This is a genomic window from Mesorhizobium sp. WSM4819 (assembly GCF_055811215.1).
This window is the reverse complement of the sequence record NZ_JBVVQO010000002.1, coordinates 224,149-238,074: the sequence shown is the minus strand read 5'-3', so window position 1 is coordinate 238,074 and position 13,926 is coordinate 224,149. Positions and strand designations below refer to the sequence as shown.

Genomic DNA, 13,926 nt, shown 5'->3' with positions numbered 1-13,926 from the left:
TCCTATTCTGCTGCTTCGGCGACCGGCGCCGGCTTGAAATCATCGCGGAAGTGGTTGATTGCGCTCATCACCGGATAAGGCGTGAAGCCACCCAGCGCACAGAGCGAACCGAACTTCATCGTGTTGCAGAGGTCTGTCACCAGCTCGATCTGCTTTTCAGGTTCGATACCTCTGGCGATCTTGTCGATCGTCTCGACGCCGCGCGTCGAGCCGATGCGGCACGGCGTGCACTTGCCGCAGCTTTCGATGGCGCAGAACTCCATGGCGAAGCGCGCCTGCTTCAGCATGTCGGCGGTGTCATCGAACACGGTGATGCCGGCATGGCCGATCAGCCCGTCCTTGGCGGCGAAAGCCTCGTAGTCGAATGGCGTGTCGAACAAGGCGCGGGGAAAATAAGCTCCCAACGGACCCCCGACCTGCACCGCTTTGACCGGACGTCCGGTCGCCGTGCCGCCGCCGATGTCGTCGACGATCTCGCCCAGCGTCATGCCGAACGCTGCCTCGAACAGGCCGCCATATCTGACATTGCCGGCGATCTGGATCGGAATGGTGCCGCGCGAGCGGCCCATGCCGAAATCCTTGTAGAAGGCAGCACCCTTGTCCATGATGACAGGCACCGAGGCCAGCGAGATGACGTTGTTGATCACCGTCGGCTTGCCGAACACGCCCTGGATGGCCGGCAGTGGCGGCTTGGCGCGAACGACGCCGCGCTTGCCTTCGAGGCTGTTGAGCAGCGAGGTTTCCTCGCCGCAGACATAGGCGCCGGCGCCGACGCGGATTTCCATGTCGAAGGCGTTGGGCGAGCCCAGCACGTTGACGCCGAGCAGGCCGGCCTTGCGGGCGATCTCGACCGCCTTCTGCATCATCGCCACCGCATGCGGATATTCCGAGCGGATATAGACAAAACCCTTGGTCGCGCCGGTGGCGACACCGGCGATTGCCATGCCCTCGATCAGCACGAAGGGATCGCCCTCCATGATCATGCGGTCGGCGAAGGTGGCGCTGTCGCCCTCGTCGGCGTTGCAGACGATGTACTTTTTGTCGGCGGTCGTATCGAGCACCGTCTTCCATTTAATGCCGGTCGGGAAGCCGGCGCCGCCGCGACCCCGCAGGCCCGACTCGGTGACCTGCTTGACGATGTCGGCCGGAGCCATCGCCACGGCGTTCTGCAGGCCCTTCAGTCCGCCATGCGCCTTGTAGTGATCAAGCGACAGCGGATTGATGACGCCGCAGCGCGCGAAGGTCAGGCGCGTCTGCCTGGCCAGGAACGGGATCTTGTCGGGCGCGCCCAGCCAGCGCTTGTGGTGACCGCCGGTGAGAAAGCCGCTGTCGAACAGGCCTTTGACATCGGAAGGCTTCACGGGCCCGTAGCCGACGCGGCCCTTTTCTGCCGTTGCCACTTCGACCATCGGCTCGAGGAAATAGGCGCCGCGCGAGCCGTTGCGCACGATCCTGGCCTCGATGCCGCGATCGGCCAATTCCTTCTCAATCGCCTTGGCAACCTTTTCCGCACCGAGCGCCAGCGCGCCGGAATCGCCGGGAATATAGATACGCGGGATCATAAGCGCACCTCGGCTACGATCTCGTCGAGTTTTTCGTCATCGAGCCGGCCGATCACCTCGCCGTCCAGCATCGCCGATGGCGCGCAGGCGCAAAGGCCGAGGCAATAGACCGGCTCCAGCGTCACCGAACCGTCGCGGGCCGTCTCGTGGAAGCCGATGCCCAGCAATTGCTTGAGCTTGGCGGCAATCGCGTCCGAGCCCATCGACTGGCAGGCTTCGGCCTGGCAGAGCTTCAGCACATGCCGGCCGGCCGGGCGGCTGCGGTAATCGTGGTAGAAGGTGACGACGCCGTGCACCTCCGCCTTGGAGATGTTCAGCGCTTCGGCGATGACCGGCAGCGCGTCCTGCGGCACATGGCCGAACTCTTCCTGGATGCCGTGGAGGATCGGCAACAGCGGGCCTTCGAGGCCCTTCAATTCCTGAACGATCGCCGCCGTGCGCGACGCGATCTCGGTACTTGCAGGCTGCATGATCATGCAGCGCCCTCCCTGGTCGTAGTAATCCGCTAAGTGCCTAGGAAATCGGAGGAAACCCGCTAAATCAATAAAGCTGATCCGTTGCTCGATAGAAATCTTCTATCGCTGCCGTCCAGCCTGCAATCTCTAGCTCAGTGGCGGGCGCGGAAATCGTCTGCCAGCGCCATTGCCTCGTCCAGCAGCGCCGAGACCAGCGGGGTGTGCGGCTCGCGCAGCGTCGCCACCAGCCCGACAGTGTGGCTGGCGTCCGGCTCGACGATCGGAATGGCCCGGATCGGCTCGGAAAAGCCGAATGTTTCCGAGAGGTTGAGCGGCATGATCGACGACCATTTTCCGGTACGGATATGCGAGAACAGCACGATCATCGAATTGGATTCGAGTGTCGGCCGCACCTGCGTGCCGGCTTCGGCCAAATGCTGGTCGATGATGCGGCGGTTCTGCATGTCCGGCGTCAACAGGCAAAGCGGCAGCTGGCTGAGCTCCGCCCATGTCACTTTGTCGCGGTCGGAATAGGGGTTTCCGATCGCGGTGATCAGCTGATAGCGCTCGTCATAGAGCGGCACGCTGGTCACCCGCCCCAGCGGCTCGTTGTCGAGATAGGTGATGCCGGCGTCGATGTCGAAATTGCCGAGCAGCGACAGCACCTCGATCGAGGTGCGCGACAGCACCGAGAAGGTGACGCCGGGATGTTTTGCCCGAAAGGGTGTCGTCAGCCGCGCCACCATGGCCAGCGCCGTCGGAATGGCGGCGATGCGGATGCGCCCCGAAAGGCCGTGACGCGCCGCCCGCATCTCTTCGCGCATGGTGCGGGTATCGCCGACGATGCGGCGCGCCCACGCCAGCACCTGCTCTCCCTCCGGCGTCAGCCCCTGGAAGCGCGAGCCACGCAGAACCAGCATCACGCCGAGCTGGCCTTCCAGCTGCTTGATACCGGCCGAAAGCGTCGGCTGGGTGACGCCGCACACCTCCGCCGCCCGGCCGAAATGCTCCTCCCTGGCCAGCGCGATGAAGAATTCCAGCTTGTCGATCATGAGCGGACGCTACCCGGCCGAGTGAGGCTGCGCCAGATGCATGCTGTTTTTGCGTGGCGAATCCTCATTGCGGCCAAAGCTTCGCCGCCGTCCAGGCCTACCTGTCCACCAAGTTCAGAATGTTGCCGTCAGGATCCTTGAACCATGCGACCTTCATGCCGTAGCCGACGTGGATGTCGCCTTCCAGCTTCAGGCCCGGCATCTCGTAGTGCTCGAAGACAACGCCTTTCGATTTCAGCGCCTTGACGATGGTGTCGATCTCGTCGCCGACCATCCAGGTCACCGCCGTCGCCTTGTTGGTTCCGGCGAACTGCGAGCGATAGACATTGATGCTGGTGTCGCCGCATTTGTAGACGATCAGTTCGTCCCCCTCGTTGTGAACCTCCGTCAGCCCCAGAACGTCTTCATAGAAGGCCTTGGCCTTGGCCAGGTCCTTCACCGCGAGATTGGCCGTTGCGTTGCTGTTTGCCAGCATGATTGGTCTCCTTTGCTTGCGGGCGAGCACGTCCGAAGCCTGCAAAGATAGGGCTGCTTCGTTTTCTGGCGACCGCAGCCTGTGCGAGCGGCGTGCTTCCCTAAAGACGTTTCGTCCTCTGCTAGACCGACAAACGGACGCAAGTTTTTGCAGCCACGCCCGTGCGTGTCGTTCCGCCGCTTGGTTCTGTTCGGGAACTGCACTATCTCAGTCGCAAAAGCAGAGGAAAAGCTGATGCCCGCCGTCGAGGAAAACGTCACCAAGGAAATCGTCATCGAGCGCCTGAAGACGGTCAACGGACCGGACTTCACCGGCAACATCGTCGACCTCGGCATGGTCTCCGAGATTTTCATTGCCGATGCCAAGGTGTTCTTTTCGATCACCGTGCCGGCTGCCCGGGCCCAGGAGATGGAGCCGCTGCGTGCCGCCGCCGAGCGTGTCGTCAAGGCGATCCCGGGTGTCGCCGGAGCCGTGGTCGCGCTGACGGCGGAAAAGAAGGGTGGCGGCATGGAAGCTCCGGTGCCGCAAAGGCCTGCCCCCAGGCCCGTACCGCCGGCCGCACCCGCTGCCGCGCCACGTCCGGCTCCGCACGCTCCAGCCTCGCACAGTCAGGGCAAGCGCGGCGTGCCGGGCATCGAGGCGATCATCGCTGTCGCTTCCGGCAAGGGCGGCGTCGGCAAGTCGACCACTGCCGTCAACATCGCGCTTGGCCTCGCCGCCAACGGTCTGAGGGTCGGCGTGCTCGACGCCGACATCTACGGCCCGTCGATGCCGCGGCTGCTCAACATCCATGGCCGGCCGCAGACCGTCGACGGCAAGGTCCTGAGGCCGATGGAGAACTACGGCCTGAAGGTGATGTCGATGGGCTTTCTCGTCGATGAGGAGACGCCAATGATCTGGCGCGGGCCGATGGTGATGTCGGCATTGACGCAAATGTTGCGCGAGGTCGAATGGGGTCCGCTCGACGTGCTCGTCGTCGACATGCCGCCCGGCACCGGCGACGCGCAGCTGACCATGGCCCAGCAGGTGCCGCTGGCCGGCGCCGTCATCGTCTCGACGCCGCAGGATCTGGCCCTGATCGATGCGCGAAAAGGCCTCAACATGTTCAGGAAGGTCGACGTGCCGGTGTTGGGCATCGTCGAGAATATGAGCTATTTCCTCGCCCCCGACACCGGCAAGCGCTACGACATCTTCGGCCATGGCGGCGCGCGCCGCGAGGCCGAGCGTCTTGGCGTCTCCTTCCTCGGCGAAGTGCCGCTCGAAATGGGCATCCGCGAAAGCTCGGATGCCGGCACACCGGTGGTGGTCTCGAAGCCCGATAGCGCCGAGGCCAAGATCTACCGCGACATCGCCGCGAACGTCTGGGGCAGGGTCAAAGAAGAACGCGGCGCGGCCGAAGCCGCCGTGCCGAACATCGTGTTTGAGTGATCCTCCCCCTTGAGGGTGGCCCGCAGGGCCGGGTGGGGTCGGTGGCGACGCACTCCCCCTTTTTTGGTCAACGCCAGTTGTAGGTCGAGGCGGTTGAGGCGACCCCTCCCGCCGCGCTTCGCGCGGCACCCTCTCCTCAAGGGGGAGGGGAGCCGCCAACTTTCTCGCCAAAACTCGAAAAAAACTGTCCGGCCAGTTTCTTCGATGTCGATTCGATCAGACGGCTGCCGAGCTGGGCGATCTTGCCGCCGACATCGGCCTTGGCCGCATATCTGAGGATCGTCGCCTCCGGGCCATCGGCGGTCAGCGTCACATCGGCGCCGCCTTTGGCGAAGCCGGCGATGCCGCCCTTGCCCTCGCCCTGGATGGTATAGGAATGCGGCGGGTTGAGATTCCTGAGCGTCACCTCGCCGTTGAACGTCGCCTTGATCGGGCCGATCTTGACCACCACGGTCGCCGCCATCTCGGTGTCCGACTTCTTTTCGAGGCTCTGGCAGCCCGGAATGGTCTGCCTCAGAACGTCCGGGTCGTTCAGCGCCTCCCACACCTTTTGCAGGGGTGCGGCGATGCGTTCCTCGCCTTCGATAACCAAAGCCATCAAAATCTCCCGGATACGAATTGACAAGCCCCGATCCGATCTAGCGTGGGGGTAAACGCATGTCTATCGCACCAAAGTCCGGAATCGGATGGCGCGTGCCTCTTGCCTGCTCTCGCGCGTTGTCATATCGATTTGTCATACAAATACGGAGACCATGATGGCCGGCGCCCCCACGCAGAAAAAGAAATTTCGCTCGCAGGAGTGGTTCGACAATCCCGACAATCCGGGGATGACGGCGCTTTACCTCGAGCGCTACCTGAATTACGGGCTGACGCGTGCCGAACTGATGTCGGGCAAGCCGCTGATCGGCATCGCCCAGACCGGCTCGGATCTGTCGCCCTGCAACCGCCATCATCTCGAACTGGCCAAGCGCGTGCGTGAGGGCATCGTCTCGATGGGCGGCATCCCTTTCGAGTTCCCGTGCCACCCGATCCAGGAGACGGGCAAACGCCCGACCGCCGCACTCGACCGCAACCTCGCCTATCTCGGCCTGGTCGAGGTGCTCTACGGCTATCCGCTCGACGGCATCGTGCTCACCATCGGCTGCGACAAGACGACGCCGGCCCTGCTGATGGCCGCCGCCACCGTCAACATTCCGGCTATCGCGCTGTCGGTCGGCCCGATGCTCAACGGCTGGCACAAGGGCAAGCGCACCGGCTCCGGCACCATCGTCTGGGAATCGCGCCAGCGTCTGTCGGCCGGCGAGATCGGCTATGACGAGTTCATGGACATCGTCGCCTCCTCGGCGCCGTCCACCGGCTATTGCAATACAATGGGCACCGCCACCACCATGAACTCGCTGGCCGAGGCGCTCGGCATGCAGCTGCCGGGCTCGGCAGCCATTCCGGCGCCGTATCGCGAGCGCGGCCAGATCGCCTATGAGACGGGAAAGCGCATCGTCGACATGGTGCATGAGGATCTAAAACCCTCCGACGTCATGACCCGCCAGGCCTTCGAGAACGCCATCGTCGTCAACTCGGCCATCGGCGGCTCGACCAACGCGCCGATCCACCTCAACGCCATCGCCCGCCATCTCGGCGTGCCGCTCGACAATGACGACTGGCAGACGGTCGGCCTGAAAGTGCCGCTCATCGTCAACCTGCAACCGTCGGGCGAGTATCTCGGCGAGGATTATCACCATGCCGGCGGTGTGCCGGCGGTGGTGGCCGAACTGATGAAGGCCGGGCTGTTGCCTCATCCCGACGCCATGACGGTCAACGGCAAGACGATCGGCGCCAATTGCAGCGCGGCCGTCAACGAGAATCTCGATGTTATCCGTACCGTCGCCGAGCCGCTGAAGGCCAATGCCGGCTTCATCAATCTCAGGGGTAATCTGTTCGATTCAGCGATCATGAAGACCAGCGGCATCTCACCCGAATTCCGCGAGCGCTATCTGTCGAACCCGAACGACCCCGAGGCCTTCGAGGGCAACGCCATGGTCTTCGACGGGCCCGAAGACTACCACGCTCGCATCGACGATCCAGCGCAGGGCATCGACGAGCACACCATCCTGTTCATGCGCGGCGCCGGCCCGATCGGTTATCCCGGCGGCGCCGAAGTCGTCAACATGCAGCCGCCGGCCCATCTCATCAAGAAGGGGATCCATGCGCTGGCCTGCATCGGCGACGGCCGCCAGTCGGGCACGTCGGGCTCGCCGTCGATCCTCAACGCCTCGCCCGAAGCCGCCATAGGCGGCGGGCTGGCGCTGTTGAAGACCGGCGACCGCGTCCGCATCGACCTGCGCAAGGGCACTGCCGACATTCTCGTCACCGATGACGAGATTACGCGCCGGCGCGCCGAGCTGCAGAACGATGGCGGCTATCGCTACCCCGAGCACCAGACGCCATGGCAGGAGATCCAGCGCGGCATGGTCGACCAGTTCTCCGAAGGCATGGTGCTGAAGCCGGCGGTGAAATACCAGGACGTGGCGCACACCGCAGGCGTGCCGCGGGACAATCACTGAACGTTCTTTTTTTGCCTTCTCCCCTTGTGGGAGAAGGTGTCGCCGAAGGCGACGGATGAGGGGTGCTCCAGCTTGGCACCGACGCACTCCGTCCAGCACCCCTCATCCGGCTCGTCGCTGCGCGCCGATCCACCTTCTCCCACAGGAGAAGGAAGAGCGCCAAGCCGCACCCAAGCGCCTATAAATAGCCAACAATTTCAGGCGCCTGGTCCTGCCTGTCGCGCTTGCCGTCCTCGTAGACGATTGGGGCTGCGGCGAGTTCCTCTTCGGTGACGTCGTCGAGGCAGGCGACGTTCACCGCCCAGAAATTCCCGCCCATGAAATCGAGATAGCCGCGCGAGAGAAAATTCGCGCCGCAGTTCGGGCACATATAGTGGTTGATGTCGCCTTCCGGCCAGTTCGACGGCGTCGCCTTGTACTCCCGCATCCGGTCGCGGCCGTCCGTCACCCGCACGGCCTTATAGGCGGCGAAGGATTTCCGGTAGCCGAGTTTCCAGCAGAAGCTGCAATTGCATTTGCGGATGCCCTCAGTGAGGTCGATTTCGGCTTCGAAACGCACTGCACCGCAATGGCAGCTGCCGTGATAGGTCTTTTTCATGGGTTTCCTCCCAAACATGTCCTGGCTCCGCCGCCCGCCGGAGCCAGAGCATCCTTTGCTCCAGGCATGGCGCTTGACAAGCGGGCGCGACAAATCCACGATCTTGGCAAGGGGTGCATCGCGACGACCCCGTGAGGCGTCAGCCCAACGTTCGCGTCCAAGCTTCTCTCTCAAGGAGGTGGACGCCATGCCGTCGACAACCGCTATCACCGTATCGCAACTGTCCCGTCTGATTGGTCTGCCGGGCGCGCCCGCGATCATCGATGTTCGCATCGAAGAGGATTACAGCGCCGATCCGCGCCTGCTGCCGGCCTCAAACCGGCGTGATTTCAAAACCGTCTCGACCTGGGCATCCGAATTCGCCGGCAGCCGAGTGACGGTCGTCTGCCAAAAAGGGCAAAAGCTCTCGCAAGGCGTGGCCGCATGGCTGCGGCATGAAGGCATTGCCGCCGAATCCCTCGAAGGTGGGTTCGAGGCCTGGCGCGATGCCAAGGGGCCTTTGATCGATGCCGGCAAGATACCGCCCCGCGATGAAAAAGGCCGCACCGTGTGGGTGACGCGGAGCCGCCCGAAGGTCGATCGCATCGCCTGCCCCTGGCTGATCAGGCGTTTTGTCGATCCGAGCGCGGTCTTCCTATTTGTCGAGGCGGCCGAAGTGTCGGCCGTTGCGGACCGCTTTCAGGCCGTGCCTTTCGACATCGACAATGTGTTCTGGACTCACCGGGGCGAACGCTGCACCTTCGACACGATGATCGAAGAGTTCGGGCTCGAATCCGAGGCGCTCGACCGCCTGGCCATGATCGTGCGCGCCGCCGATACCGCACGCCTCGATTTGGTTCCCCAGGCAGCCGGATTCCTGGCCGCCTCGCTTGGCCTGTCGCGGATGTTTCGCGACGATCTGGAACAGCTGGAGGCAGGCATGCTGCTCTACGACGCGTTTTTCCGATGGTGCCGCGATGCCACCGAGGAGACGCACAATTGGCCAAGCGCGAGCAAGCCATCATGAGCGCCCCGGCTTCTGACAAAACGGGGGCTTCTGACAAAACGGGGGCTTTGGGAAAAACGGCCGAGATCGTCGAAGCGCCGGCTGCGCCAAGCTTCCGTGAAGGCGTAAAACTCTGGGCGAAAATCGGCCTGCTCAGCTTCGGCGGGCCGGCCGGCCAGATCGCGCTCATGCACAGGGAATTGGTCGAGGAACGGCGTTGGATCGGCGAGCAACGTTTCCTGCATGCGTTGAACTACTGCATGCTGCTGCCCGGCCCTGAAGCCCAGCAACTCGCCATCTATATCGGCTGGCTGCTGCACCGGACGATCGGCGGCCTGGTCGCCGGCATCCTGTTCGTCGCGCCGGGCGCGCTTGTGATGCTCACCTTGAGCATCCTCTATGCGCTGTATGGCGACGCTCCGCTCGTCGAGGCACTGTTTTTCGGGGTAAAGGCGGCCGTGCTCGCCATCGTGATCGAGGCGATGATCCGGATCGGACGTCGTGCCCTGAAGAACCGGGTCATGGTTTCGATCGCGCTCGCCGCCTTCATCGCCATCTATGCATTGAACATGCCGTTTCCGCTCATCGTCCTGCTTGCCGGCCTGGCGGGCTGGATTGGCAATCGTGTTGCGCCGGCGCTTTTTTCCGGCGCGGCGCACGGCAAGGACGCGGTTCCCGACATCAAGGGCGCGGTCGACCTGATGTTCGAGCGCGGCGAGCTTGCCCACGTCAGGCCGACGCGATGGCATGCGCCGCGCACCGTCGCGATCTGGCTGCCGATCTGGCTGGGGCCGATGCTGCTGATCTGGGCGTTCACCGGGTCCGCCAATGTGTGGACGCAGATCGGCGGCTTCTTCAGCGTCATGGCGGTCGTCACCTTCGGCGGCGCCTACGCAGTCCTTGCCTATGTCGCGCAGGCAGCGGTCGAGTCGTTCGGCTGGCTCGCCCCCGGTGAGATGGTCGATGGCCTCGGGCTTGCCGAAACCACGCCCGGCCCGCTCATTCTGGTCCTGCAGTTCGTCGGCTTTCTGGCCGCGTTCCGCCAATCCGGATCGTTGAGCCCGTTGCTTGCCGGATCGCTTGGGGCGATGCTCACCTTGTGGGCTACGTTCACGCCTTGCTTCTTCTGGATATTCCTCGGCGCCCCCTATATCGAATCCCTGCGCGGCAACAAGGCGCTGTCGGCGGCGCTGGGCGCGATCACCGCCGCCGTCGTCGGCGTCATCATGAACCTCGCTTTGTGGTTCGGCTTGCACGTCATTTTCGGCGAGGTGCGCAAAGTCGGGCTTGGCATGGACGTGCCGGTGTTCTCGTCCATCGACTGGGGTGCGGCGCTGCTGTCGTGTGCTGCAATGATCGCCATCCTGAAGCTGAAGATCGGCATGCTGCCGACGCTGGCGGGATCGGCCCTCGCCGGTGTTTTGTTGCTGGCAGCGAGCGGTTAGCGGCTGCCTGCGGCGGGCTTCGCTGCGGTTTCGGGCATTCGGATAGAAACATCATGGCGAGACGACGCTCTTCCCTTGGCTTCCTTGGAATGTTCGGCCGTTCAGGCGACCTCCGGCAACTCGACGCCGCGTTGCGCGGCGTCGACCTTCATCCCGCCCTTGTGCCGGAAGGAGCAAAGCTCACCATCGTCAATCTGATGAAGGACCACTGGCCCGACGAGCAGCCGCCACAGGCCTATCCGCCGGTGGCGCAGCTGCTTGGCTATTGTATTGCCGGGCCGGAAGCATTCGAGCAATCCAACGGCCTTCGACATAGGCTGGATGCGGAGCGCCGGCTCGAGGCGGCACTTGAGGCCGGCGACAGCTTCGATGCGCAAATCATACTGATGACGCTGCATGCCAGGCTGATCAGTGGCGAGGTCGTCGAGCGCTACGGGTTGGGCACCGACTAGTTCCTCTGCACAGAGGATTTTGACAGAGCGACGATCGGCAGCGAACGTCGAAAATTCCGGTCAGTGGCGAATGGCAAACCTCTGGGATTGGCCGAGACACCCCTCCACTTCGTCATCCTAGGGCGAAGCAAGGAGCGAAGCGACGCGGCGCAGACCCTAGGATCCATGCCGTTACGCCAGCCGAAGAATGCAGCGGCCCAGAACTGAACGCTACCACCCGGTTCCGCGAAAAAGCTCGAACCATTCTGGATTGGCCTTCTCGATCAGTTCGATCTTCCATTGGCGCGGCCAGCGCTTCAGCGACTTCTCGCGCTGGATGGCGTCACGGATATCGAAATGTTCTTCGTACCAAACCAGGCGCTGCTCGCCGTAGCGGCTGGTAAAGCGCGAGCCCTGGCCGGATCTGTGCTCCGGCAAGCGGCGGCCGAGGTCGTTGGTGACGCCGATGTAGATCGTGCCGCGCTTCTGGCTCGCGGTCATGTAGGCATAGCCGGTCATGGGAGAAGGGTAGCTGGCGCCGTTGCGGATACAAGCGTAATTCTGGGCCGCTGCATTCTTCGGCTGATGTCACGGAATGGATCCTAGGTTCTGCGCCGCGTCGCTTCGCTCCTTGCTTCGACCTAGGATGCCGAAGGCACGGGGGGCTTACGGCTAATCGCAGACGTCAGAGATGGCGGCTGTAGCCGCCGATCCAACGCCGCAGGCCACCACACCTTCGCCATCTTAGGGCGGAGCAGGAGCGAAGCGACGTCGCGGAGACCCTAGGATGACGAAGCGAGGGATGCATTCGCTAGTCTCAAAGCTTGCGATTCGCCACTGACTCCACGTTCGCTGCCGATCGCCGATCTGTCAAAATCACTGTGCAGAGGAACCAGACCATGATCCTGAAAAGTGGAACCCGGTTTTCGGAAAAGATCATGGTAAAACTGAGGCCCCATCCCGATTTTGTCGGGATGGACTAGGCTCTGACCGTTTTCAGTTTTGACGGGAACCGTCTTCAGCCGCCCATGCCGCTGCGCGGCAGCTGGATAAGATTGCCGAAGCGGGCACGCAACTTGTCGTCGACCGGCTTCGGCACGTGGCGCGGGAAGCGCTCGGCGAGGATGCGGTTCTTCTCGATGATCGCCCGCTGCAGGATGTCGGGCCTGCCTTTCTCGTTCCACTCCTTCGGCGAAAAGCGGTCGCCGACCGCCGGATAGAAATATTCCGTCTGCATCAGCCGCAGCGTCTGCTCATTGCCGAGATAGTGGCCCGGCCCCTTCAGGCAGACGTCGGCGATGGTGTCTATCGACAGCGACTCCTCGGTCACCTCGATGCCGCGCACGCAGCGCAGGCAATGGCCGAGCATGTCGTTGTCGATGATCAGGCTTTCCAGGCAGAAGCCGAGCAGCGAGGCGTGCATGCCGGCCGATTCATAGACAAGGTTGAGGCCGGCAAGGCCGGCCATCACATCGGTGATGCCCTTTTCGTAACCGGACTGAATGTCGGGCAGTTTCGAATCCGTCATGCCGGCGGCCGAACCGCCGGGCAGGTCGTAGAATTGCGCCATCTGGGCGCAGGCAGCGGTCAGCACCGCTTGCTCGGCCGAGCCGCCGGACATCGCGCCGGTCCTGAGGTCGGAGACGAACGGCCAGGTGCCGAAGATCGCTGGATGCCCAGGTTTGATGGCGTTGACATAGACGAGGCCGGCGAGCACTTCGGCCACCGCCTGCACCACCGCACCGGCGATCGCCGCCGGCGCCGTGGCGCCCGCCTGGCCGGCCGACAGCAGCAGGATCGGAATGCCGCCTTCGACGCAGGCTTCGAGCACGCCGCAGGCATCCTCGGCAAACTTCATCGGCGGCACGACAAAACAGTTCGAATTGGAGACGAAAGGCCGGGCGCGAAAATTCTCTTCGCCGCCGGCAATCGCATAGAGCATGTCGAGCGCCGGCTTGACGTTCTCGCGCACCGTGAAGGATGTGCCGACATGCTTCGACGTGCCCATCACGCAGGCGTAAAGCGTGTTGAAATCCATGTCGAGCGGATCGGGGATGTCGCGCGGCACCATCGGCCGCTGGAAGAAATGGATGTTGTCGAGCCCTTCGACGATGCGCGCCGCGTCATAGATGTCCTGCAGCAGCGACTCGCGATAACAGCGCTTCTCGACGTCGACCAGATGCACCGCGGCGCCCGCCGTGCCGTAATGCACGCGCTTGCCCTGGATCAGCATGTCGTGCTTGGGATCCTGGCCATGCAGGGTGAAATGGCGTGCCGCTCGTCTGATGGTGTCGAGGACGAGCGCGCGCGGAAAACGGATGCGGCCGTCCTCGCTGAGCGTGGCGCCGGCCTTTGTCAGCGCCTCGATGCAGGATGGGATGGCATTGGCGAAGCCGACCGTTTCAAGCAGCGTCAGCACCGCTTCGTGAATGCGCTCGCGGTCGTTTTCACTGAGTGGCCCGTAGCTTCCGCCTTCGAGGCCGGCGCGTACCGGCTTGATATCGTCGGCAAGGGGTGCTGCCCGCATGGCGCGACGCGCTTCGCGCCCGCCGGAACGCCGCGAACGCTGGTCCGAGGGCGTGTCCGGCTTCTCAACAGCCACTGACATGGGAGGCACTCCACCTTTAGCTGCGAAGCGGGCGGCGGTGGTTGGTCCACCAGGTGGTTGGTCCACCATCGGCCGCTTCGTCCCCTTATGCCGCGAACTATGCCGCCGGCATTGGCACAGCCTATGAGCCAGACGTTCCCGTCGCATATGCCAGGGGGCTAAACAACGGTGGTCGGTCACGGCCCCGACGAGGCATCAGGCGGGGGGCGGGCGGCGCCCCCCCCCCCCCCCCCCGCGGCGGGGGGGGGGGGGGGGGTTTTGGGGGGCCAAAACGGGGAAGACCACCCCCCAGGAGGCTGGCCGGGATTTGGTGGGGGGGGGGAGAA

13 protein-coding genes are annotated in these 13,926 nt (G+C 63.7%); 5 read left to right on the top strand and 8 right to left on the bottom strand.

What is annotated here, in order from left to right; translation table 11 throughout:
• Positions 1-2: 2 nt before the first annotated feature.
• From AC0L18_RS03240 to AC0L18_RS03225, 4 genes are all read right to left on the bottom strand, one after another.
• A complete protein-coding gene (locus AC0L18_RS03240; protein ID WP_473490588.1) occupies positions 3-1,562 on the bottom strand; it encodes a formate dehydrogenase beta subunit in 1,560 nt (519 codons plus the stop codon).
• Positions 1,559-2,038 (bottom strand): formate dehydrogenase subunit gamma, encoded by a 480-nt coding sequence (locus AC0L18_RS03235; protein ID WP_473490587.1) that lies wholly within the window; start codon positions 2,036-2,038, stop codon positions 1,559-1,561. The genes AC0L18_RS03240 and AC0L18_RS03235 overlap by 4 nt, the downstream gene beginning before the upstream one ends.
• Positions 2,039-2,169: 131 nt before the next feature.
• Positions 2,170-3,069 carry a LysR family transcriptional regulator gene (locus AC0L18_RS03230; RefSeq protein ID WP_027151624.1) on the bottom strand — a complete coding sequence of 300 codons (900 nt, stop codon included), beginning with the start codon at positions 3,067-3,069 and terminating at the stop codon, positions 2,170-2,172.
• A gap of 97 nt (positions 3,070-3,166) precedes the next feature.
• Complete coding sequence (locus tag AC0L18_RS03225) at positions 3,167-3,544, bottom strand: VOC family protein (protein WP_091592913.1); 378 nt, start codon at positions 3,542-3,544, stop codon at positions 3,167-3,169.
• A gap of 234 nt (positions 3,545-3,778) precedes the next feature.
• On the opposite strand from AC0L18_RS03225, the gene AC0L18_RS03220 reads away from it, so the two are divergent.
• Positions 3,779-4,972 carry an Mrp/NBP35 family ATP-binding protein gene (locus AC0L18_RS03220; RefSeq protein WP_473490586.1) on the top strand — a complete coding sequence of 398 codons (1,194 nt, stop codon included), beginning with the start codon at positions 3,779-3,781 and terminating at the stop codon, positions 4,970-4,972.
• A 136-nt stretch (positions 4,973-5,108) separates the two neighbouring features.
• Here AC0L18_RS03220 and AC0L18_RS03215 read toward each other — a convergent pair whose 3' ends face one another.
• Complete coding sequence (locus AC0L18_RS03215) at positions 5,109-5,570, bottom strand: SRPBCC family protein (protein WP_091592917.1); 462 nt, start codon at positions 5,568-5,570, stop codon at positions 5,109-5,111.
• A gap of 157 nt (positions 5,571-5,727) precedes the next feature.
• Between AC0L18_RS03215 and AC0L18_RS03210 the strand changes: the two genes are divergently transcribed.
• Positions 5,728-7,533, top strand: coding sequence for an IlvD/Edd family dehydratase (locus tag AC0L18_RS03210; protein WP_473490585.1), 1,806 nt, complete (start codon positions 5,728-5,730; stop codon positions 7,531-7,533).
• 178 nt (positions 7,534-7,711) lie between these two features.
• Here AC0L18_RS03210 and AC0L18_RS03205 read toward each other — a convergent pair whose 3' ends face one another.
• Entirely contained in the window at positions 7,712-8,131 is a 420-nt protein-coding gene (locus tag AC0L18_RS03205) for a GFA family protein (protein WP_473490584.1), read from the bottom strand.
• Positions 8,132-8,318: 187 nt separating this feature from the next.
• Here AC0L18_RS03205 and AC0L18_RS03200 point away from each other — a divergent pair, with 187 nt between their 5' ends.
• Genes AC0L18_RS03200 through AC0L18_RS03190 form a run of 3 tightly spaced genes read left to right on the top strand, consistent with a single transcriptional unit; the run spans position 8,319 to position 11,013 of the window.
• Entirely contained in the window at positions 8,319-9,137 is an 819-nt protein-coding gene (locus AC0L18_RS03200) for a chromate resistance protein ChrB domain-containing protein (RefSeq protein WP_473490583.1), read from the top strand.
• The gene (gene chrA / locus AC0L18_RS03195) at positions 9,134-10,561 is read left to right on the top strand and encodes a chromate efflux transporter (protein WP_473490678.1); all 1,428 of its coding nucleotides are present in this window, start codon (positions 9,134-9,136) and stop codon (positions 10,559-10,561) included. The genes AC0L18_RS03200 and chrA overlap by 4 nt, the downstream gene beginning before the upstream one ends.
• A gap of 53 nt (positions 10,562-10,614) precedes the next feature.
• Positions 10,615-11,013 (top strand): hypothetical protein, encoded by a 399-nt coding sequence (locus AC0L18_RS03190; protein WP_473490582.1) that lies wholly within the window; start codon positions 10,615-10,617, stop codon positions 11,011-11,013.
• Positions 11,014-11,223: 210 nt separating this feature from the next.
• Here the strand turns inward: AC0L18_RS03190 and AC0L18_RS03185 are convergent, their stop codons facing one another.
• Both AC0L18_RS03185 and AC0L18_RS03180 read right to left on the bottom strand, forming a co-directional pair.
• Positions 11,224-11,511: a GIY-YIG nuclease family protein gene (locus tag AC0L18_RS03185; RefSeq protein ID WP_473490581.1), complete on the bottom strand. Its 288-nt coding sequence runs from the start codon at positions 11,509-11,511 to the stop codon at positions 11,224-11,226.
• A 499-nt stretch (positions 11,512-12,010) separates the two neighbouring features.
• The gene (locus AC0L18_RS03180) at positions 12,011-13,600 is read right to left on the bottom strand and encodes a trimethylamine methyltransferase family protein (RefSeq protein ID WP_473490580.1); all 1,590 of its coding nucleotides are present in this window, start codon (positions 13,598-13,600) and stop codon (positions 12,011-12,013) included.
• Positions 13,601-13,926 lie beyond the last annotated feature (326 nt).